General features: G+C 57.4%; 13 protein-coding genes. 5 read left to right on the top strand and 8 right to left on the bottom strand.

What is annotated here, in order from left to right:
- The first annotated feature begins 250 nt into the window (after window positions 1-250).
- Complete coding sequence (locus M1D99_RS08110; RefSeq protein WP_434574630.1) at window positions 251-3,721, top strand: hybrid sensor histidine kinase/response regulator; 3,471 nt, start codon at window positions 251-253, stop codon at window positions 3,719-3,721.
- A gap of 174 nt (window positions 3,722-3,895) precedes the next feature.
- Here M1D99_RS08110 and rmuC read toward each other — a convergent pair whose 3' ends face one another.
- Together rmuC and M1D99_RS08100 are read right to left on the bottom strand one after the other, a co-directional pair.
- On the bottom strand, window positions 3,896-5,284 hold the full coding sequence (gene rmuC / locus M1D99_RS08105) for a DNA recombination protein RmuC (protein WP_186728854.1): 1,389 nt from the start codon (window positions 5,282-5,284) through the stop codon (window positions 3,896-3,898).
- 188 nt (window positions 5,285-5,472) lie between these two features.
- Window positions 5,473-5,796 (bottom strand): SEL1-like repeat protein, encoded by a 324-nt coding sequence (locus tag M1D99_RS08100; RefSeq protein WP_186728746.1) that lies wholly within the window; start codon window positions 5,794-5,796, stop codon window positions 5,473-5,475.
- A gap of 1,093 nt (window positions 5,797-6,889) precedes the next feature.
- On the opposite strand from M1D99_RS08100, the gene M1D99_RS08095 reads away from it, so the two are divergent.
- From M1D99_RS08095 to M1D99_RS08085, 3 genes are all read left to right on the top strand, one after another.
- Entirely contained in the window at window positions 6,890-7,114 is a 225-nt protein-coding gene (locus M1D99_RS08095) for a hypothetical protein (protein WP_008051046.1), read from the top strand.
- 276 nt (window positions 7,115-7,390) lie between these two features.
- Window positions 7,391-7,873 (top strand): hypothetical protein, encoded by a 483-nt coding sequence (locus M1D99_RS08090; RefSeq protein ID WP_434574629.1) that lies wholly within the window; start codon window positions 7,391-7,393, stop codon window positions 7,871-7,873.
- A 144-nt stretch (window positions 7,874-8,017) separates the two neighbouring features.
- Window positions 8,018-9,292 (top strand): OmpP1/FadL family transporter, encoded by a 1,275-nt coding sequence (locus M1D99_RS08085; protein ID WP_434574628.1) that lies wholly within the window; start codon window positions 8,018-8,020, stop codon window positions 9,290-9,292.
- 88 nt (window positions 9,293-9,380) lie between these two features.
- Here M1D99_RS08085 and M1D99_RS08080 read toward each other — a convergent pair whose 3' ends face one another.
- The 3 genes from M1D99_RS08080 to M1D99_RS08070 all read right to left on the bottom strand — a co-directional run bounded on the left by M1D99_RS08080 (window position 9,381) and on the right by M1D99_RS08070 (window position 11,779).
- Window positions 9,381-9,932, bottom strand: a complete 552-nt coding sequence (locus M1D99_RS08080; protein WP_434574627.1) for a glutathione peroxidase — start codon at window positions 9,930-9,932, stop codon at window positions 9,381-9,383.
- A gap of 181 nt (window positions 9,933-10,113) precedes the next feature.
- Entirely contained in the window at window positions 10,114-11,322 is a 1,209-nt protein-coding gene (locus M1D99_RS08075) for an MFS transporter (protein ID WP_434574626.1), read from the bottom strand.
- 52 nt (window positions 11,323-11,374) lie between these two features.
- Window positions 11,375-11,779 (bottom strand): MarR family winged helix-turn-helix transcriptional regulator, encoded by a 405-nt coding sequence (locus M1D99_RS08070; RefSeq protein WP_434574625.1) that lies wholly within the window; start codon window positions 11,777-11,779, stop codon window positions 11,375-11,377.
- 494 nt (window positions 11,780-12,273) lie between these two features.
- Here M1D99_RS08070 and M1D99_RS08065 point away from each other — a divergent pair, with 494 nt between their 5' ends.
- The gene (locus M1D99_RS08065) at window positions 12,274-12,549 is read left to right on the top strand and encodes a helix-turn-helix transcriptional regulator (RefSeq protein ID WP_434574624.1); all 276 of its coding nucleotides are present in this window, start codon (window positions 12,274-12,276) and stop codon (window positions 12,547-12,549) included.
- Window positions 12,550-12,700: 151 nt separating this feature from the next.
- On the opposite strand, the gene M1D99_RS08060 is transcribed toward M1D99_RS08065, so the two are convergent.
- From M1D99_RS08060 to M1D99_RS08050, 3 genes are all read right to left on the bottom strand, one after another.
- Complete coding sequence (locus tag M1D99_RS08060) at window positions 12,701-14,350, bottom strand: fibronectin type III domain-containing protein (RefSeq protein ID WP_434574623.1); 1,650 nt, start codon at window positions 14,348-14,350, stop codon at window positions 12,701-12,703.
- A 369-nt stretch (window positions 14,351-14,719) separates the two neighbouring features.
- Complete coding sequence (locus M1D99_RS08055; protein WP_458131628.1) at window positions 14,720-19,327, bottom strand: RHS repeat domain-containing protein; 4,608 nt, start codon at window positions 19,325-19,327, stop codon at window positions 14,720-14,722.
- A gap of 125 nt (window positions 19,328-19,452) precedes the next feature.
- Window positions 19,453-22,353: a hypothetical protein gene (locus M1D99_RS08050; protein WP_458131627.1), complete on the bottom strand. Its 2,901-nt coding sequence runs from the start codon at window positions 22,351-22,353 to the stop codon at window positions 19,453-19,455.
- Between the last annotated feature and the right edge of the window lie 16 nt (window positions 22,354-22,369).

Genomic DNA, 22,369 nt, shown 5'->3' with positions numbered 1-22,369 from the left:
GGGCTTCTCCTCAACCATAGAATCTCCCACATGGGTTCTCCAGTGGACATAAGATTTGTATCCACCACAGACCCAATGTGGGAGCGAGCCTGCTCGCGATGAGGCCAGCAACACCCCTGCATAACCCAAGATTCTCCCCACCTGCGACACCCCACCACGCCTCGACCTTGGTCGACACTGACGAACCCGAGCGGGCATGCGAGACTGTCCTGCCGGGCTCAAGCCCCGGTGTCTTTGTCGGGGAGTTTCCATGTCGTTGTCCAGCGGGCTGATCGCCGTTGTTGCCCTGGCCTATATGGCCATCATGTTCGCCATCGCCTTCTACGGCGACCGGCGCAGCACGCCGCTGCCGCCACGGGTGCGGGCCTGGGTCTACAGCCTGTCGCTGGCGGTCTATTGCACCAGTTGGACGTTCTTTGGCGCCGTGGGCCAGGCCGCCGAACAGCTCTGGTCATTCCTGCCGATCTACCTCGGGCCGATCCTGCTGTTGGTGTTCGCGCCGTGGGTGCTGCAGAAAATGGTGATGATCAGCAAGCAGGAGAACATCACCTCCATCGCCGACTTCATCGCCGCCCGCTACGGCAAATCCCAATCCCTGGCGGTGGTGGTCGCGTTGATCTGCCTGGTCGGCGTGCTGCCGTACATCGCCTTGCAGCTCAAGGGCATCGTGCTCGGGGTGAACCTGTTGATCGGCGCCGGCGCCGATGCCATGGGCACCCGCGCCCAGGACACCGCGCTGATCGTCTCGCTGATCCTGGCGCTGTTCACCATCGTGTTCGGCACCCGCAACCTGGACGCCACCGAACACCACCGCGGCATGGTGTTGGCGATTGCCTTCGAATCCCTGGTCAAGTTGTTCGCCTTCCTGGCGGTCGGTGCGTTCGTCACGTACGGCCTGTATGACGGCTTCGACGACCTGTTCAATCAGGCGATGCTCGCCCCACGCCTGGAGCAATACTGGAAAGAAACCATCAACTGGCCGTCCATGGTGGTGCAGACCGGGGTGGCGATGATGGCGATCATCTGCTTGCCGCGGCAGTTCCACGTGACCGTGGTGGAAAACATCGAGCCCCAGGACTTGCGCCTGGCCAAATGGGTGTTCCCCGCCTACCTGGCCCTGGCCGCGCTGTTCGTGGTGCCCATCGCCCTCGCCGGGCAAATGATGCTGCCCAGCTCGGTGCTGCCGGACTCGTTCGTCATCAGCCTGCCGCTGGCCCAGGCCCACCCGGCCCTGGCCGTGCTGGCGTTCATCGGCGGCGCCTCGGCGGCCACCGGCATGGTGATCGTCGCCAGCGTGGCGCTGTCGACCATGGTTTCCAACGACATGTTGTTGCCGTGGCTGCTGCGCCGCAACGCCGCCGAACGCCCTTTCGAGGTGTTCCGCCAGTGGATGCTCTCGGTGCGCCGGGTGAGCATCGTGGTGATCCTGTTGCTGGCCTACGTCAGTTACCGTCTGCTGGGTTCGACGGCGAGCCTGGCGACCATCGGCCAGATCGCCTTCGCCGCCGTGACCCAACTGGCCCCAGCCATGCTCGGCGCGCTGTACTGGAAACAGGCCAACCGCCGCGGCGTATTCGCCGGCCTCGCCACGGGGATATTCCTGTGGTTCTACACCTTGGTCCTGCCGATCGCCGCCCACAGCCTGGGCTGGTCGCTCAGCACCTTCCCGGGCCTGGCCTGGTTGCACGGCAATCCGCTGAACCTGCCGATTACCCCACTGACCCAAGGGGTGGTCCTGTCCCTGGCCGGCAACTTCACGCTGTTTGCCTGGGTGTCCGTGCTGTCGCGCACACGTGTCTCGGAACACTGGCAGGCCGGACGCTTCATCGGTCAGGAAATCAGCGCCCGCCCCAACCCTCGCTCAATGCTGGCGGTGCACATCGAAGACCTGTTGCAACTGGCCGCGCGTTTCGTCGGTGAAGAACGGGCGCGGCAGAGTTTCATCCGCTTTGCCTACCGCCAAGGCAAAGGCTTCAACCCGAACCAGAACGCCGACAGCGAATGGATCGCCCACACCGAACGCCTGCTGGCCGGTGTACTCGGCGCCTCTTCGACGCGCGCCGTGGTAAAAGCCGCTATTGAAGGTCGGGAAATGCAGCTTGAAGACGTGGTCCGGATCGCGGACGAAGCGTCGGAAGTGCTGCAGTTCAACCGCGCCCTGCTGCAAGGCGCCATCGAAAACATCAGCCAGGGCATCAGCGTGGTCGACCAGTCCCTCAGGCTGGTGGCGTGGAATCGTCGCTACCTGGAACTGTTCAACTACCCGGATGGCTTGATCAGTGTCGGCCGGCCCATTGCCGACATCATCCGCTACAACGCCGAACGTGGCCTCTGTGGGCCGGGCGAGGCGGAAGTCCACGTCGCCAGGCGCCTGCACTGGATGCGCCAGGGCCGCGCCCATACCTCCGAGCGACTGTTCCCCAACGGCCGGGTCATCGAGCTGATCGGCAACCCGATGCCCGGTGGCGGTTTCGTCATGAGCTTCACCGACATCACCGCCTTCCGTGAAGCTGCCCAGGCGTTGACGGAAGCCAACGAAGGGCTGGAGCAACGGGTGGCCGAACGCACGCGGGAATTGTCCCAACTGAACCTGGCCCTGACCGACGCCAAGAGCACCGCCGAAGCGGCTTATCAGTCCAAGACCCGGTTCCTGGCCGCGGTCAGCCACGACCTGATGCAACCGCTCAACGCCGCGCGCTTGTTCTCCGCCGCGCTGTCCCATCAGCACGACGCGTTGCCGAGCGAGGCCCGGCAACTGGTGCACCACCTGGACAGTTCGCTGCGCTCGGCGGAAGACCTGATCACCGACCTGCTGGATATCTCCCGCCTGGAAAACGGCAAGATCAACCCCGACCGCAAGCCCTTCGCCCTCAACGACCTGTTCGATACCCTCGGTGCAGAGTTCACGGCGCTGGCCCAGGAACAAGGCTTGAAGTTCCGGGTTCGCGGCTCATCCCTGCGCGTGGACAGCGATATCAAGCTGCTGCGACGTATTTTGCAGAACTTCCTGACCAATGCGTTCCGCTACGCCAAGGGGCCGGTGTTGCTGGGCGTGCGCCGGCGCAACGGCGAGTTGTGCCTGGAGGTCTGGGATCGCGGGCCGGGCATCGCCGAGGACAAGCTGCAGGTCATATTCGAAGAGTTCAAGCGCCTGGACAGCCACCAGACTCGCGCCGAAAAAGGCCTGGGGCTGGGCCTGGCCATCGCCGACGGGCTCTGTCGCGTGCTGGGCCATAGCCTGCAGGTGCGCTCCTGGCCTGGGCGTGGCAGCGTATTCAGCGTCAGCGTTCCCTTGGCCCAGACGCAAGCCGTCGCACCGAGCGCCGTGACCGAGCCCAACGGTCATTTGCCAAGCGGCGCGCAGGTGCTGTGCGTCGATAACGAAGACAGCATCCTGATCGGCATGAACAGCCTGCTGACGCGCTGGGGTTGCCAGGTGTGGACGGCGCGCAACCGCGAGGAATGCGAGCGTTGGCTGGCCCAGGGCGGCCGACCGCAACTGGCGCTGGTGGATTTTCATCTGGACGACGGCGAGACCGGTACCGAACTAATGGCCTGGTTGCGCACGCGCATGGGGGAACCGGTGCCAGGGGTGGTGATCAGCGCCGATGGCCGGCCCGAGACGGTGGCCCAGGTGCATGCGGCGGGCCTGGATTACCTGGCCAAGCCGGTGAAGCCGGCGGCGTTGCGGGCGTTGTTGAGTCGGCATTTGCCGTTGTAACTTCGGCAAATGATAGCTCCTGTGGCGAGGGAGCTTGCTCCCGCTTGAGTGCGCAGCACTCACAAAAAGAGGGCCGCTGCGCAGCCCAGCGGGAGCAAGCTCCCTCGCCACAGGGTGCTGTTTTTGCCTTGAGATCTGATTCAGCCCGAGGGCGGCTTCAGCTTTGGGTTCACTTCAGCCCTGGGTTTTCTCGCTGGCTTCTTCCGGCAACTCCGGCAGCCCATCCGCATCGGTCATCGCCCGTTCGAGCAGTTCGCTGGGCAAGCTCTTGCTGGCCCGGGCGCCGAGCAGCTTGAGCTGTTCGCTGCGGCTGATCAGGTTGCCGCGCCCTTCCGTCAGTTTGTTGCGCGCTGCGCTGTAGGCTTTGTCCAACTGCTGCAAGCGACTGCCGATCTCGTCCAGATCCTGGATAAACAAAACGAATTTGTCATACAGCCACCCGGCCCGCTCGGCGATTTCCCGGGCGTTCTGGCTCTGGCGTTCCTGCTTCCACAAGCTGTCGATCACCCGTAGTGTCGCCAGCAGCGTGGTCGGGCTGACGATCACGATGTTGCGGTCGAAGGCTTCCTGGAACAGGTTCGGCTCGGCTTGCAGGGCTGCGGAAAACGCCGCCTCGATCGGCACGAACAACAACACGAAATCCAGGCTGTGCAAACCGTCCAGGCGCTTGTAGTCCTTGCCGGCCAAGCCTTTGACGTGAGTTCGCAACGACAGCACATGTTGCTTGAGGGCGAGTTGGCCGATGGCGTCATCTTCAGCCGCCACGTACTGCTGGTAGGCGGTGAGGCTGACCTTGGAATCGACCACCACTTGCTTGTCGCCCGGCAGGTAAATCAACACGTCCGGCTGGAAACGCTCGCCGTCCGGGCCCTTGAGGCTGACCTGGGTCTGGTACTCGCGGCCCTTCTCCAGGCCGGCATGTTCAAGCACCCGCTCCAGAATCAGTTCGCCCCAGTTGCCCTGGGTTTTCTGGCCCTTGAGCGCGCGGGTGAGGTTGGTGGCCTCGTCGCTCAGGCGCAGGTTCAGTTGTTGCAGGCGCTCCAGTTCCTTGCCCAGGGAGAAACGCTCCCGGGCCTCGGCCTGATAACTTTCTTCAACGCGTTTTTCGAAGGACTGGATGCGCTCTTTCAGCGGATCGAGCAACTGGCCCAGGCGTTGTTGGCTGGTTTCGGCGAAGCGTTGCTCACGCTCATCGAAGATCTTTCCCGCAAGCTCGGCGAACTGTGCCCGCAGCTCATCTCGCGAACCTTGCAGGTCATCCAGGCGTTGCTGATGACTTTCCTGTTGCTCGCGCAGTTCGGCCTGCAACGATGCCGCCTGGGCATCGAGCCGGCGCAGCTCGGCTTCCTTGTTGGCGCGTTCAAGGTTCCAGGCGTGGGCCGCATCCCGGGCATTGTCGCGCTCGATCTGCAGCAAATCGACTTCGCGACAGGCCGCGGCAAGCTCGGCTTGCTTGGCGGCGTTGGCCTGGCTCAGGTCGCTGATCTCGTCGCGGCAGGCATCGAGCTGGGCGTTGAGGCCATCGTGGGCCATATGGGCGGTGGCCAGGCGCTCTTCCAGCAGAGCCAATTCGGTCTGGGCAGTGGCGGCTTGGCGTTGCAGGTGCCAGGCCAGTGCCAGCAACGGCACCGCGGCGCCTGCCAGGCCAAACAACAGGCTGGTCAAATCCATAGCCATGACAATTCCTGCCGATCAAATAAAGCCCGAAGGTTAACCAAGCGGCTGGGGGTTGCCCAGCGCAGTCTGCGATTTCAGTCTTCGATTTCACCGAGGGCCCGGCGGGCACGATCATCGCCGGCCCGGGCGGCCTGGCGCAGCAGGTCGTGACCGATGCGTCGATCCCGAGCGTTGCCGCATTCACGGCACATCAACTGCCCGAGGCGACTTTGCGCAGCCACCACGCCTTCACGGGCCGGTTGCTTGAGCAAACGACCGGCCAAGTGCTTGACGCTGGGGCTGTCCCCGAGCCGCGGGCTGTCGAGCAGCCACTCAGCCACCCGCATCGACATACGCTTGGGTGGGGTAACACCAGAGGGTGCTGAAGTAACAGGATTTGATACTGAGCGAAACTTCATAAAACACTGTGGGACAGATCGGAAGGCGCGCCACTTTACTCCTTTTTTCGTACGGGTAAAGCCGAAAAAAAACCGGCACGCCCGTGCTAGAGCAAGCGCTTGGGACAATCCACAGAAGCTGTGGATAACTCAGTGGACAACCGACCCTGAACTCGCGCAAAGCCCTGTGGAACGGGGCCTGCGCTTAAACTGACGATTTTTTCACCAGTAAAAAAAAGCGATGTTTTTCATTGACTTAAATTTTGGATACAGGCAGCCACCCCGGATTGTTTCGACATGACAGTAAGGTGACAGGTGGTGCGGCGAGTGTGCACAAGTAACAGCTGAACGGGTTATAACGCTGCTATTTTTTGGCGCATCTGGCGGTATGAAGCTGGGGATAACCTGAGGCCATGGGCGACGCGTGGGTAACCTGACCACACCAGCAGTCGTTGGGATCCTGTGCTACGCCTTCGTTCTTGGATCGGGTTGAAAACCAACCCGTGGCGAGGGAGCTTGCTCCCGCTGGGCCGGGCTGGCGCTCCAGCGCGCAGCGGCCCTTTCTTTTGGGGCTGCTGCGCAGCCCAACGGGAGCAAGCTCCCTCGCCACAGGCCATGCCCGACTTGCTGCCAGGGCTAATTTGAATATTTTTCAACCATCCTCTTCCCTTCATGGGATCGATCCGTTAGTATCCGCGACGTTAGTACCAAGCTGAAAGTCAATTCCGGGTCGAACACATCTCCGCGGTCAGCCACCCTCCAAAGGACGCTCACCGAAAAAAGGAGACCGCCCCCCTCGATGGTTTCCAGGTAAACCTTGCGCCAACACAGCCTTCGATCGAATGCGAAGGGTGTTGCCAGGCTCATTACTCTGACCGAACCAACCTGCAAAATTGATCAGGATCTTCACCCCGGGCCCAGAACCTTTGCCCTCGATGTGTTGCCTGCCCTCCTAAGTACCTACCTGCCAGCCCAAGCGCGCACTTCATATAGCGCTCAAACTGGCTGCTTTGTTCCAGTCGGGTTCTTCGTTCGACCAATGGTGGTCGACGTTACTGGAACGTTTTAACGTTGCACGGTTCTTAACCGTGTCATTTGTAGGAACACCCATAACATGTCTACTCAAATCCAGACACAGGATGCCATCCGCACCCTAACCAACGCTTTTGCTCCAATGAACTGCCTGATCATGGCCGCTCGCAAAGGCTGCTTCAGCTTCACTCTGGTCAACGAACACGGCATCGCCCGTCACAGCGAACGCCTGTACCCCGACCAGTACTCCAGCGCCGAACCGCTGCAGGCCGTGATCGAGCGTACCCGTCAGGCACTGGTTGCCTGAGACGCCAGCAAGGCTGAAACCCCCAAGGCCCCGCCCATAAAGCGGGGCTTTTTATTGCCCGGAATTTCTCGATAAAGCGAAACGGCGTAAGCACCAAGGGATATAACAGTTATAACCGTTCGCCGAAGATGTTTTAAAAACAGTCCTTTACAGCGGGAATATGACACTACACTTCAAGTCAAGCGGCATGATCCGCTTCTGGCGGGGCCTGGACCGATCCACTGCTGCCAAGCCCACACTCTTCAGGCTCCGCCCACCTCACATCACGAGGATTTTATGGGTATCGCTGCCAGCGAACTGTGTCGATATGTGATCCGCCCGACGCTCCTCTACCTGGAGTGTCACAGCGCAACCGCGGAATCCTTGTTGCTGGGCATTGCCGCCAGCCAGTCGGCCCTGGGTTCTGCCCTGCATGATCGACGCGGGCATGGCCTGTATCGCATTACCGAAACCCGACACCAGGCACTCTGGGATCATTACCTGGCGCGGGACCCGGAACGCGCCAGCCTGGTACGCGGCCTGGCCAGCCAGCACGCCTTCCTCAGCGGCCCGCACCTGGAATTGACCGTCAACCTGCGCTACGCCACCGCCATCGCCTGGCTGTTGGTGGAGGAACAGAACCCCGCGCTTCCCGACGCCGATGACCTGCTGGGCATGGCCCGCATCTGGCGCCAGACCTTTCACCCCCAAGGGCGCCTGCGAGATTTCACCTGCGCTTGGCGAAGCTGTGTTTCACCACTGAATCAGGTCGCTTGCTGACGGTAAATTTCGAAAGTTCCTACAACGGTCGCGAATCTGGTCGGATTGTCCTACAAAACCGCTCTAAATCAAGCCATCCAGGCTATAGCGCTTGAACGAAAATGTTGGTAATTTTCGCCCCGGTGATCACCAGGAGTTCTAACAATGAAAAAAATGATGCTCAAAACCACACTTGGCCTTGCCGTTACCTTGGCATCCACGCAACTTTTCGCCAGTGGCTTTGCCTTGAACGAACAAAGCATCAGTGGCATGGGCACTGGTTTCGCAGGTCGTTCTTCCTCTGCCGATGACGCCAGCACCGTGTTCGGCAACCCTGCCGGCATGTCGCGCCTCAAGCGCCAGCAAGTCACCGGTGGTTTCGCCGCCATCGATGCCTCGACCGACATCGACGATGCCAGCGGCACCCAGTCCGGTACCAACAAGGGCGACATGGTTCCGCTCACTGGCGTTCCGATGGGTTATTACGTCAAGCCTATCGATGATCAATGGGCGTTCGGCTTGGGTGTCTACGCACCGTTCGGCTTGATCACCGACTACGAAAATGGTTTCCAGGGCCGGAGTTTCGGCAGCAAGAGCGAAGTCAAAGTCGTCACGTTCCAGCCAACCGTCAGCTATGCCTTCAACGACAAGGTATCGATCGGTTTCGGCCCGACCATCAACCGTATTTCCGGCTCCCTGGAATCGCAGCTCGGCGTGCCAGGCTTGCCTGAGGCCGGCGTGGAGATCAAGGGTGACGATATCGGCTACGGCTACAACATTGGCGTACTGGTCCAGGCAACGGACACCACGCGTGTTGGCCTGACCTATCACTCCAAGGTCAAGTACAAGCTTGAAGGTCACACTGAAGTGAACCCAGGTGCAGGCACTCCTCCTCCCGTACTGAGTGGCGCACGCTACGACGCTTCGCTGGACATCACCACGCCTGAATCGGTGGATTTTTCGGTTACCCAGCAAATCAATGATGCCTGGACCGTCTACGCCGGCAGTACCTGGACTCGCTGGAGCCGCCTGAAAGAAATCACCGTGGAAAACGAAGGCACCAGCACTGGCGGCGGTTTCGTGAACCCTGTTTTCGGCACCATCACCGAAGAGCAAAACTGGCACGACACCTGGGCCTACGCCATCGGTACCTCCTACCAGTTGAACAAGCAGTGGGTACTGCGTACCGGCCTGACCTTCGACCAGGCGCCGACCAACAACACCGATCGCTCGCCACGCATCCCGACCGGCGACCGGACCATCTTCAGCCTGGGCGCCGGTTGGAGCCCGACCGAAGACCTGACCATCGACGTAGCTTATTCCTACCTCAAGGAAGAAAAAGTCAACGTCAGCGGCAGCAACGCCCTCGGCCAGTCCTACAGCGCCAAATACGAAAACAGCGCCAACGGTTTCGGCGTGGGTGCAACCTACCGCTTCTAATGTTTCGCGGCGAACCTGAACTCTCGCCACCTGAAGCAAAAAAAGCCCCGCTCTCTGCAAAGAAGCGGGGCTTTTTCGTGACGAGCAATCAGGGTTTTGAGGCGATGGCCGTCTCCACAGCCTTGATGAAATCCGGATCGTCAGGCTTGATCCGACTGGAAAAACTGCCAACGACTTTACCCTGGCGGTCCACCACGTACTTGTAGAAATTCCACTTCGGCGCGGCGGATTGTTCAGCCAAGTGCTTGAACAGCGGTATCGCGTCGGCGCCGCGCACCGGCTGTGGTTCGGTCATGGTGAAGGTCACGCCGTAATTGACGTAGCAGACCTTGGCGGTTTCAGCCCCGTCCTTGGCTTCCTGCTTGAAATCATTGGACGGCACGCCCAGCACCTGCAAGCCTTGGTCCTTGTAGCGCTGGTTGAGCGCCTCGAGGCCTTTGAATTGCGGGGCGAACCCACAGAAGCTGGCAGTGTTGACCACCACCAGGGGCTTGCCGGCGAAGCTCTGGCATAAGTCGACGGTTTCCTTGGCCCGCAGCTTGGGCAACGAGCCTTCCAGCAACGGCGGGCAATCGGCGGCCCAGACTTGCCCGGCCACAGCCAGCAACAGGGCGGGAACAGCAAACCAGCGCATCAACATGTCGGTTTTCCTTAAAAGCATGCCAGACCACGACGTTACTCGCCGCGTCCGATGCCGTCCATTGTTCAGCAGGTACCCATTCCCAATTGCATCAAGGCCAAGCCGCCCTGATGCCAGCCCCACCAGGCGAACGCCAGCAGCAGGCCGGCACCAGCAGCGATCAACCACGGGCCGACGCGACTCATGCCGCACCGACCTGGACTTGCAGGCGCGCTACCGGCCGTTCACGCACCGGCCAGTTCAACGCCGCAGCCAGCAGGCTGAGCAGGATCGATACCTGCCAGATCAAGTCGTAGCTGCCGGTCCGGTCATACACCACCCCGCCCAACCAGCCACCGAGGAACGAGCCCAACTGGTGGAACAGGAACACGATCCCACCCAACATCGACAGATTTCGTACGCCAAACAGGGTCGCTACCGTGCCATTGGTCAACGGCACCGTCGACAGCCACAAAAAGCCCATCGCCATGCCAAACAGGTACGCCGTGGTGGTCGTCACCGGCAGCCACAGGAACAAACCGATCACCACCGCCCGCATCAGGTACAACCCGGTCAACAGGCGCGGCTTGGACATGCGCCCGCCCAGCCAACCGGCGGTGTAGGTGCCAAAGATGTTAAACAGCCCGACCAGGGCCAGCACAGTGGTGCCGACACTGGCGGGCAGGTGTTGGTCCACCAGATAGGCCGGCAGGTGTATCCCGATGAAAACCACTTGGAAACCACAGACAAAAAAGCCCACGGCCAACAGCCAGAAACCTGAATGACCGCACGCCTCGCGCAACGCTTCGGACAGGGTTTGCTCTTTGCCGCTCAGCGGCGCCGGCGCATCCTTGAGCATGCTCACCAGCGGCACGATCAACGCCACCAACAGCCCCAGCGCCAGCAGCGCCGCCGACCAACCGAGCCAGCCGATCAACCCCAGCGTACCCGGCAGCATGGCGAACTGGCCGAAGGAACCGGCGGCACTGGCGATGCCCATGCCCATGCTGCGTTTTTCCGGCGGCACGGCCCGTCCGACCACGCCCAGGATCACCGAGAAAGACGTGCCCGACAGGCCGATGCCAATCAACAGACCCGCGCTCAACGACAAGGACCATGGCGAGTCGGCCATGCCCATGAATACCAAGCCGACGGCATAAAGAACCCCGCCGATGAGCACCACTTTCGCCGCACCGAAGCGGTCTGCCAACGCGCCGGTGAACGGCTGCGCCAGGCCCCAGATCAGGTTCTGCAAGGCAATGGCGAAGGCGAACACCTCTCGGCCCCAGCCGAACTCGGCACTCATGGGCGCCAGGAACAGGCCAAAGCCATGCCGCACGCCCAGGGACAACGCCAGGATCAGCGCGCTGCCCACCAGGACCCAACCACAGGTACGCCACATCGATGTCATTCTTGTTCTCCAGTCGTGGGTATATACCCACTTATCATCGGACGAACCGGCTTCACGCCAGTTCATCCAGCAAGGCCAGTAAAGTAGCGCGCTTTTCCGCGCCCAGCTTATCGATCAGTTTCTGTTGCGCCGCATCCCAGGCCGGCAGCGCTGCCGCCAAGCGGGCCCGGCCCGTCTCAGTGAGCACGACGATACGGTTACGCAAGTCATCGCCCTCGGCCAACGCCACCAGCCCCTCGCCTTCAAGCACCCGCAGGTTGCGCCCCAGGGTGCTGCGGTCCAGGCCCATGGCCTCGGCCAGGGAGGAAATACTCGGCTGGTCCAGGCGCGCCAGGTTGTTCAGTAAAGAATACTGGGCAACGTTGATCCCGAAGCCGTCGAGGGCGCCGTCGTAATACCTGCTGACGCCACGGGCGGCACGACGCAGGTTGATGCACAGACATTGGGAAGGAAGCATGGTGCGTGTATATACCCGGGGTTGGTTGAATGCAAATTCTAAATGAAAAATCCGCGCCCGTTCGCACTGAACAATTGACTAATCCGTGGCGAGGGAGCTTGCTCCCGCTTGAGTGCGCAGCACTCATAAAAAAGGGGGCTGCTGCGCAGCCCAGCGGGAGCAAGCTCCCTCGCCACGGATTCAATCTGACCCCGTGAGCAGCGTCGTGCCCATCCCTTTATCCGTTCTTGCGCTTTTGATCGTCGTCTCGCATGGACAGAAAAAATAATAAATATCAACCGCTTGGGCATTAAAGGCTTTCCAATAACACCTTATCGAGATTCAGGACCTGTAATGTCTGACAGGTTTCAGCTGGTTTGGATCGAGCTATAAACGAAACCGTGCCTCCAGCCCTGCCTCAGGGGTTGAAGATGGGTCGTGTGAACCATGCCATCAAGTAGTAGGAGATTCCGCTGCCCCCACGCCATCATTGATGATGAATGGGAGTTTCAGTCATGTACCACAGCACCGTGATTTCTGGACGTTCGTCGCCATACCAGGACCCTCTCCATTCCACAGAGAGCAACCCACCTCAAGCGATACGACTCACCAAACGTGAAAAGGAATTCCTGCAATGGAGCGAAGCCGGCAAATCTTCCTGGGAGATTTCCATGATCGTCGATTGCAGCGAAGCCAACGTCAATTATCACTTCAATAATATCCGCCGAAAATTCGGCGTCAGCTCGCGGCATCTCGCGGGCAAGATTGCCCGTGAACGCGGGTTGATCTGAGCGCTTCGATGGGGTGCCTGCAGCGGTCTGGATGTGCTTGGACATTGTAGAGGCATCAACGAATCTGAACGACAGGCCTGGACGCCGCGACACGCTCGGCCTCAGCACTTGTGACGATACGCGATTGTCGCACAGGCCCCCTTCCAGACAGTCAGCTTTTGATTTCAACTGCTATTGAGGCTGGCTCGGACGCGTTACCGGAAATATCCAAAGCACAGACGTCAAATACGTATGTACCCGGAAGCAAATCGACAGCGGTGTAGCGGGTAAGCGGAGTGGTGTCGAAATATTCAAGATTATTGTAGATGACATAGCCACACATCCCGATGTCGTCTGTTGATTCCTCCCAAGACAGCGTCACGGTGTCGGATGATGACGCAATTTCACGCAAATTTTTAGGCACACTGGGTGGCTGGGTGTCCTTGGGGATATAAATAAGATTGACCGACTCTGACAACTGTCCAAAGTAGTCAAATGTTTGTAACTTTATTGAATATTCCATATCTGGAATTAGACCAGTTAATTTCCAACTGGATGCCAAAGCTACATTCTTATACTCTCCATCAATATTGATCCTCGTCCCCGACGTCACCTCGCCCTCTCCAAGTGTCCACCGCAACACAACAGACGTAGAAGTCAGTGGCGTGATACTGACATCGGTGGGAGCAAGGGGGGGAGGAACTGGCGCCTCTCCCAGGGTCTTGAATGTTGTCACCGGGCCAGGAACTGAAAGATTCCCATCGGCGTCCCGTGCGCATACGAAAACCCAATAATAGGCTCCGCTGACTAACCCTAGGATCTTCTGATGGGTAACAGGACTAAGGAAAATATATGGGATACCGTTGACAAACACTCTATAACCCGTCACTCCTACATTGTCACTTGACGGCGGCCAGGCCAGATCCACCGAACGGTCAGTGATGTTCGTCGCGACAGGCTGTCCAGGTCGAGTGGGAGGCTCGACATCATGCAATATCGTTTCAAACCTCGTGGTTTCCGATATCTGCTCATCAAGTTTAGCGTAGACCGCAAAATCGAATGAGTGCGGAGGCGCCCCAGGAGATAGTTCAGCCAGATTAAAATTAAAACCCAGAAAGCCCGCAGTAAAAGTTCTACCATTTATTGAAACCTCATGAGTCGGCCATACACCGAACATGGGATCCCACGAAAGCCTGCATATTCCGGCATGGTGTTTCAGCTTTAAATTTGACGGCGCCCTCAATAAAGTCTTGAAGGTTATATTTGCAGGCTCTGACGAACCTGCTGCATTAATTGCGACGACCTTGACATGATAATTAGCACCACTTCGCAAGTGCTCGATATTGAACAAAGGCTGATCGACCTGGCCTATTAGAAAATCATTGAGATAAATTCTATAGCGAGGGTTTCCAAGATTGCTTATCGACGGTCTCCACTTAAGCTTCGCCGACCAAAATGATATATCGCTTACGTCCAACTCTCCCGGCTGGCTGGGGGGAGCAGGCCTTATGCGCAGGAAGTGAACACTGGGTTGCGATACGATGTTCCCGGCTGCGATTGCCTTGATGTAGACGGTGTACGGGACATCGGTTGCCAGGCCCGTTATTTCGCAAGGCGAGCCGTCCACTATTTTTGCCGGGAAACCCTCTACGACCACCTCATAACCAATGACGTTGGGGCATAAAGGGCACGCGGAATAGGGCTCATCCCAACTCAGCAGGACACTGGACAACGTCTGCGTGTCTCTCACATAGCCTGGAGCACAAAGGCGCACAGTCACCGCAGCGCTAACAGAATCGCGGAGAGGAGACGAACGATTCATAGTAACTTCACCCCACAGAGCTGATTTTGGTCAGGCGGCCTAAGGCGTCGTAGTCCAAAAGACGCCCCTCTTCGTCCTGAATCATATGTCCGTCGGCGCCATACTCGAGCAATATTTCGGATGGGTATCCAGGGACTCCTCTCATATTGGTCACTTTGCGCAATTGAGGGTTCGCTCGATCAATGCAACGAGGGTTGATCTGAGCGTTCCGGTGGTGTCGTTGCAGCGGTCGTGATGTACTTGAACTCTCTGAGTGGGCAAGATCAGCGGGATCAGTCATTTAGCATATGCTCAATGAAACCCAAACTGGAGAGCGAAAAGCTGGGATAACAACGTTTAACTTAGTTGCTATCCCGAACAATAGATCAGTTAACTATAGCCATCACCCAGATAACTTTTTTCACCACTAGTTCTCTGGGTTCTTATTCGCTGGTTATCCTCGGCTGCTTGTTGTTTATGCTCCCTAAGCTTCCTTCTTTTTTCAGCCGCCATTCGTTTGTCATAGAATTTTGCTTTCGCCTCGATTTCTTTAGCGCGGTACTTGGTAATACCTATTTTTCCTACATTTTCTTCCGCAAATTGAAAGTCATCAGCGGTTGACTTCGCGTTACCAATGAGACTTCTGTATTTGTCAGTATCCTCCGGAACGGCTTGGGCATCTTTGTAATAGTTAAGCGCTGTTTTTTTGAGATTAACAACATGTTTACTCTTGATAGTTGTTAACGAGGCCGCCCTATTTTTATGTGGATTCGTGACAAAGCTCGTTGGAAGTGTTTTAGCAACAGGAGATGCAGTAGTTGTTCTAAAACTTCGAAGAAGCCATCCCCAAGGACTATGCCCCGTCGGATCCACATAATTAATCGGATCCCCCTCGCAATACATGTACGCGTTCAAGCCCCCCTCACCAAACGGGCTCAAGTCGTCCGGACTGTGAAACTTCATCAACACCGGATTGAACGCCCGATATCCCTGCCCCAGCAAATACCAACCGGTCTGCGCCTCCCGCCGCTCGCCGTTGTAACCCAGGTGGCCGCTGACCGCCTCCTCCTCCGCGCGATGGCCATACGGCGCATAAACAACCTCCTGGGTTGCATCCTGATTGATTTCCCATAACACGCTGTTCTTGCTATCACCGGCCAACAATAACGACTTTGGGTCAGCACCCGCCTGGCGCTCGGCGAGCACGACACCTTCCGCGCGGATAAAAGTGCTGCTGTCGGCGCCTTTGACCTGACTCGACAATTCGCCGTCCTGGTAAAAGCGCTGCTCTTTCCCGCTCCCATCGTCCAGGCCGGTCAGTGTGTCCAACGGGTCGTAGCTGTAGCCAGCAGGGGGTTCACCCGACAGGCCACTGACGGAAATCAACCGGCCGAGGGGGTCGTATTCGAGCGTACGGTTTTCTTCGTCGCGGATCAGATGGCCGTCGGCGTCATACTCCAGCACTATTTCAGATGGGTATCCGGGGACTCCCGTATTGGTTACTTTGCTCAATTGCGTCGGGTCCTTTGTGTCGTCATAGGTATAGACAGCAACATTGGTACCTTCAGGAGACGTGGTATTCACACGGATCAGGTTGTCCAACGCATCGAATCGGAACAACTGACGGAGAATGGTTTTACCGTAAGGATCCACAGGCGGTTCGCTGCCCTCACAGGTATAGAGCACCAAGCGCCCGCGCGGATCGTATTCGTATGTTTCCTTGCGCAATAGCGTCTCGCCCTGGGACAGGGTTCGCTCGATCAATGCGTCAACACTGTTATATACCTGGGTCAGTTGCTGCTCGACGCCACCAAGATCAAAGTTTCGCTGTGTTTCACGCCCCAACCCGTCGTACTGCAGGTTGATTGTCACGCTCTTCCCGCCGTCGCCGTCCTGGGTGCTGATAGAACTGAGCTGCCCCAGGCTATCGTAAGTAAAACCCGAAGAGAGAGTGTCGTCCAAACAGGTTTGCTCCAAACGATTAGCGTTGTCATAGGTATACGACTGGGTCTGTTCCAGCACATTTGTATAAGTTTCTAATAAACCTAGTCGACTGTGCTTATAGTGCATCGCATAAGTATCCGCCCCCTGTACGCGCGTCTCACTTTTCAGTTCGCCGGTCGAGAAGTATTCACGTGAAAGTTCCAGTCCACCTTCCGTGCAGCTGACCAATCGAGCGTTTTTACGGTCACGCACATATTCAGCCGTGACATCGCCAGGTAGGCGCCGCTGGCTAGGCTCCTCACCCAACTGAGGTTGATACACATAATGGATAAGTTGATTGCTGGCGGTCGTCAGCGTCGCCGGTTGAGTTTGCCCCGGGTCGTAGGTAAACGTTTGCTTGCGCCCACCCGTGATTGACTCGACCCGGCGCCCCAATCCATCGAAAACCTGTTGGCCCAATTCAATACCATCGACGCTTATTTCCGTGGGCAGGTCTTCCGAACTATGCAGCGCATAGCTGCGTCGAACCGTAGCACCGCCAGGAAGAACCGTGGCGACCATACGGTCAAAGACATCGTAGGTGTATTTTGTAGTCGCATCGCGAGCATCGGTTTCCTCGGCAGTTCGTCCGAGTCCGTCATAACCATAGCGGTGCCGACTGATCAACGTTCCGTCGGTCTCGAAGCGCTCTACCTGATCGGGTTTCTCCAGCAAGTTCAAGTAGGTCACCGTTTTACCGCTGACCTTCGCCTCAGTGTCGGTCCCTTCCCGCCAAGCGGTCTGGATAGGGCCTTGCCATAGCTCAGAACCAATCGGATTCGTTTCCTCGTAGACCTTGACTCCGTCCGGTCCGGTGACACTGCGCTGCGCCCCCCACCCGTCGTACTCGTAGGTGGAGGCCAACGCCGCCTGCTGCTCATCGCGCCAATCGTATTGAGTTTCCTCGGTCAGGTTCCCAAACACGTCGTAACTCGCCGAATACGTCTGACGGAACTCTTCGGCGCGCACAGGGTTATCGGCGTCCTGGCGCTCTTCATACACCGGACGGTTAAGCCCATCTACCCGTGTCCGGGTCTCCACACCCTTGACGTCGGTGACCAATTGCTCAGCCCGCTGTCCGTCCAGGGCGGTCAATAGGTACGAATACTGGCGTGTTGCTTCGAACTCCGGTTCGTCCGGCGCGACGGTTTCGGTCACGACGCGAGTCAGGGCGTCGTACGTGTAGCGAATTTTCACTTCATTGTCGTCGCGAGTCAGCAATGGCTGGCCGTGAAGCAACGAGTCTTCACTGACGATTGTTTTTCGAACCTCGCTATCGGGCGCGTCATCGTAACCGATGTAGGTTTCAGTGGTTTCCAACACGGTTTCACCGGCCAGCGCGCTGGGGCCCTTGTCGTACTCATACAAGGTCGTACTGGTGGTGCCATTGAGCAAGGTTTGCTGGCTGGCCAGGCGGCCATGCAAGAATGGATCGTCGGTCAGTTCATGGTAACTGCGCAAGGTCTGCTGCAAGGTGGTTTCGTTGGCGCCTTCCACCTGCATCAGGGTTTCGCTGTCCATCGCCAGCCAGTCATCCAGCCCGCTGCCGCTCAGCGGCTTGTGCGCGCTGTAGCGCAGACGGGTGCGCAGTGTTGGCGCGCCCGGCTCACCCTGGGATGATGGATACACCGTAGTGTCTTTGAGGTTGCGTTCGAAGCGGTCCGCCGGGCAACCGTCCTCGCCGTTCTTGGAATAGTAGGTGTAGACGGTCCTGATACCGTTGGGCTCAACTTGTTCGGTATGGTTGCCCTGGTCGTTGTAGGCGCTGCGGGTGATTTCAGCGCGGTATTGGGTCGCGTCGTTGTCCAACTCCCAACTGGTGGTGACTTCCTTGGGAAACTGGAACTGCGGCACTTGGCGCTCGAACGGCACATCCTCGTCGTAATACCGGGTCCTGACGCGCTTGACGCAATGTTCCTGCAGGGTTTTTTCTTCCACCAGCAAGTGGAAACGGTTGTAGCTGCGTTCGACTGTGCGTGCCACCTGGCTGCCGACCATCAAATTGGCGGTGCTACCGTATTCATAGCTGGCCTGCAATTTGTACAGCGGGTCCATCCCATCTTCCCAACTGACGGTTTCACCAGCACCGAGGAAGTTATGGCTGGTGTAGCTGAATTCCACCTCGATCATCGTTTCATCGGCGTTCGGCTGGCCGAAATCGGGGTAGCTGCGATGGCGGGTGACCCGCGGCAGGTTGGGGCGCACGACGCCGTGCGGATACGGGTGCCCGGTGTCGGCGTACTCGAGGGTTTCCAGTCCGCCGACCGGTGTCTTGATTTCGTGCAGGCACAGGATGTTGCGGATCGGCCCGTTGCCATAGCCAAAACGCCAGGAGCCTTTGTCGGGCGTGGGCAAGACAATCTCGGTGACCCAACCGCTGGTGTTGAGCTTCATTTCATAACGCGCCAGTGCGGTGCCATTAGGGCCATCGGGCCGCACGAGGATCTCGACCCACTCGTCATAGTCGTCACGGTTGATTTGCAGCAGCTCGCCCTGAGCATCGCTGATGCTGTGCAGGCACTGTCCGCCACGGAACGACTTATAGGCAAACGTGAGGCTATGACCGGCGGGCGATTTGACGTACTCGGGCAATGCTACCCGGGTGAGAACGCCGCCGACCAGAAGCTCTTCGACCATCCCCGACTTGTGCAACACGCGGTAGCGCTCGCCGCTGAGGTTTTCGAAGTGGAAGGTATCGAGTTTTTTTTCCTTGATGTCCGGGAGAGGAGCGCTGCCGGTCACTTTGAAGGTCTCCCCGGTACTCAACGCCAAAATATCGTCGGAGAGCGTGAACTGGCTCAGGTTCAGGTTCCAGCCGACCCCGAACCCGGAGTCCAGGGTGTTGATTGGGCTGAAGGTCAGGTTCAGAGGGAACGCCGGGCCGCACAGCCAGTTACTCTGGACCTCGGGCAGGTTGATGGAAACGGTGTATTGCCCGGTGCGCGGGTCGACACCACCTTGTACGTAGCTCATGAAGCCGAAGGCTTGGGAATGTACGACGCTTGAAGTTGTCATGCTACATATCCTCAAAAATAACGATTCAACCTCTCTCAGCATTCGCAATGCAGGCAATAGAATACAGTGGCCATAATATGCGAAATGCCTGTTCGGTCATTCAAAGAGGCAACACCTCTCCCTGATCACCTCCGACTTAGTATTAACGTATTACGACTATTCTCTTTGGATGACGAGGCAAACCCAACGGCCAAAGAATGCCGATTCCCTTCTTCGTCGAGCAAGACAAGATAAATACCGGGATCCAATTGCTGACGATACATTTTTCGCTTATCACCGCTCGCCAACCCGTCATACCAATATTTCACATCATCCATCCGATGCAAACTAATAATCAACTCACCCGGCGCCGGGCGTTCGCCGTCAAACGAAGTCTTGAGATTTTTCTGGTAATTTCTCATCAAGCTCCACAAATAGGGATCAAAAGACAAACCTTCGGGCACCGGGCTGTCGCTATTTTCATAATTGGCAGGATGGAAAGCATAGCCGGTGTAACTAAAAAAAACCTCATCGATCAGCTCACTTTCCCACTGTACCGTTGAAATATTATTTTCAATGGATAAAGTGGCAAAAAGAACTTGATCGATGCCACGCCGCAAATAGCTCAAATACCAGTAATCAATCGACTGGCGATAGTAGCTGAAATAGTCCCACTCCGGATTCGCATTGCTGGGAGGCACATCATGCCCATCCTTATCTTGCCATTTGCGTTCACGTTTAAATTCATAGTTAGATAACGACGGCGTCTCGGGACGGATACCTCGCACCGTCACCTCAAAATCCTCCTCTTTCTTATCAGTTGAGTTTTGCGTACCGTAAGGCGAATCAAACTGTGCATAAAAGGTCCGGCCACCCTCTTGTGCAAGATGTATATAGAATTCACGATAACGTATGCCATCATTTTTTGGCATCGGCGGTGCCAGTGGGTCGGCTCGCATGGAAGTGGCCGAAGAAAATTTGAAGCGGTTTCTTATTTTGCTGACGGCCCAGACAGTGGTATTACCATATTCAATACCTTCCTGGCCTACCGCTATGAATGGAACTCGCGTATTGGAAATTTTATCAACTAACCTGAGCGTAGCCAACTCAGCATCACTGACGGGAATAAACCGCTGTTCCCCCCCGATGTTAACGGATTTAGTTCCGATGGTGATAGTGACCGGAATCTGTTGAAAACCATTACTGAAACAGCTGTCACGACCGCCATTAACAGCGATTTTAAATTGGCTAAGCTCTAGCCAATGCGGCTCTGGTAGTACCTGTTCAGAGAGTTGAATAACACTGAAACCGCTGGATCTGGCCGAACCATTCACCAGATAGGAACACCTCACCACACTGATTCGCGATGTGGGCTGGGCCGGAGGTGTAAACCTGCCATTTTCATCCACTTCCCCTTCGCCGATAACCACCCAGCGAACCTCATCACCAAGTTCTAAATCAGCGTACAACTGGATCGGATCGCCAGCCGTTACCGCCGGGACATAGGGCGGATCGACCGGCAGCGTGTGCGCTGCTTTCATCAACACAACTGTTGCCTCAATCGTCTCGTTACTCTGCTGATCAGTCACGATGATTCTCTGCACCGCCAACGGGTCGGTCAGGCTAGTAGGCGGCGTGTAGATCGCATGATTGTTATCGATGACATCAAGCGTCCCTCCATCCGGAGAAAGTGTGAGCCAATGCAAGATCCTATTACCCAGGGTTGTCACGGTTAACTCAACGGGGGTTGGATTACTGCCAACCCCACGCAAGCAAACCCGCGGTGTAATGTTCATGCTTTCGAAAACGCCCAGCACCAGTGCTGAGCTTGTCCTCGATTTGTCCCCCATCGTGTATTGAGCGGTTACCACGATCGGCTGCTGTTCTTTCCCCATTCGAGTTCGGTCCGGCGGCGTATAAACCCCACCCGTTGGCGTTATAGTGCCAACCGAAAGCGGACTAACAGGGTTGGTGACAGTCCATTGAGCGTTGTTAATGCGCGCCCCATCACTCTTGCGCGCGACAAACTCCTGGTGCACACCACCACTCTTCAGACTGATGAACGTCGGCTCGACGATCACCGTATCGGATTTCGGTCCAGTATTGCCCAGCACCAATAAGTCATGAGGTGTATGCCGTCCATTCTCACTTTCGATGAAGAAGTTATCGTTTGGAAAAAGCAGGTTCTTCAGCACGTCAAGCTGCACTTCGTCGAGCAATTCTGTCCATTCGCTGTTCAGCACCAGTGAAGCCGAATACAGACGTCGCCCACTCACCTGGTCGTCCGGAATCAGATAAGGGAAGTCGCTGCCTTCGATAGGAATTCCCACTCCATTTTCATCGTGGATTTTCAACCGAATGAACAGCAACACCGCGCCGTCAGCCGGGTCATCGGAACCCGGGGCCTTCTGCGTACGAATGTAAAATCCCGTTGGGCTCAAAGGGTTGTAACCACTGAAGTCAAACAACCCCAGCTCAAAAATACGCTGATCCTGCGGCAGCACAGCCAAGCGGCTTTGAATTAATGCCGCCACGTGTTTCTCGACCCCGGGCATTCCTCCCAGGTTGCAAGTCATCGACAGGTCGCTCGCCACATCCAGCGTCACCCGCCCCCGTTTATCCACGTCTCCTTCAATCTGGTTCAGACTGAGCTTCATCTGGACTTTGTAGCCCATCGCTTCAGTAATAGTGAAGCTGGAAAGCAAGCGGACCGCGCCACCGCCAATGGGGTGACTCTTGGCAGTATAGGTGCCCGCGACCAGGTTCATGGTCAAGGTCACCTTGGACTCGTTCAGCGATGCCGTTTCGAACGACAGCACTGGCTTGCCCAGAAGCACGCCATCCAACGTCATCGACTCCGTTCGATCGTCGATATACGCCACACCATTGATTGGCGGGATGAAGCGTCCGTCGTGCAACCAGGTTAAATATTGCACTTCCAGCAAGCGATTGAGTTGCTCACGACCGAATGCGACGATTGCTCCCCACTTATTAGTGATAGAATGCCCTCGCATGCGATTCAGCAAACTTTCCAGTGAATTTGACATGTTTATTCTCCTACTA

Source organism: Pseudomonas sp. R3-41 (genome assembly GCF_054161485.1).
This window is presented reverse-complemented; position numbering and strand designations above follow the sequence as displayed.

Excerpts from the sequence above, each read along its gene's own strand:
- M1D99_RS08080 (WP_434574627.1), bottom strand. The coding sequence starts at position 9,932 with ATGTTGATGCGCTGGTTTGCTGTTCCCGCCCTGTTGCTGGCTGTGGCC.
- M1D99_RS08110 (WP_434574630.1), top strand. The coding sequence starts at position 251 with ATGTCGTTGTCCAGCGGGCTGATCGCCGTTGTTGCCCTGGCCTATATG.
- M1D99_RS08085 (WP_434574628.1), top strand. The coding sequence starts at position 8,018 with ATGAAAAAAATGATGCTCAAAACCACACTTGGCCTTGCCGTTACCTTG.
- M1D99_RS08060 (WP_434574623.1), bottom strand. The coding sequence starts at position 14,350 with ATGAATCGTTCGTCTCCTCTCCGCGATTCTGTTAGCGCTGCGGTGACT.
- M1D99_RS08075 (WP_434574626.1), bottom strand. The coding sequence starts at position 11,322 with ATGACATCGATGTGGCGTACCTGTGGTTGGGTCCTGGTGGGCAGCGCG.
- M1D99_RS08095 (WP_008051046.1), top strand. The coding sequence starts at position 6,890 with ATGTCTACTCAAATCCAGACACAGGATGCCATCCGCACCCTAACCAAC.
- M1D99_RS08100 (WP_186728746.1), bottom strand. The coding sequence starts at position 5,796 with ATGAAGTTTCGCTCAGTATCAAATCCTGTTACTTCAGCACCCTCTGGT.
- M1D99_RS08055 (WP_458131628.1), bottom strand. The coding sequence starts at position 19,327 with ATGACAACTTCAAGCGTCGTACATTCCCAAGCCTTCGGCTTCATGAGC.
- M1D99_RS08050 (WP_458131627.1), bottom strand. The coding sequence starts at position 22,353 with ATGTCAAATTCACTGGAAAGTTTGCTGAATCGCATGCGAGGGCATTCT.
- M1D99_RS08090 (WP_434574629.1), top strand. The coding sequence starts at position 7,391 with ATGGGTATCGCTGCCAGCGAACTGTGTCGATATGTGATCCGCCCGACG.
- M1D99_RS08065 (WP_434574624.1), top strand. The coding sequence starts at position 12,274 with ATGTACCACAGCACCGTGATTTCTGGACGTTCGTCGCCATACCAGGAC.
- M1D99_RS08070 (WP_434574625.1), bottom strand. The coding sequence starts at position 11,779 with ATGCTTCCTTCCCAATGTCTGTGCATCAACCTGCGTCGTGCCGCCCGT.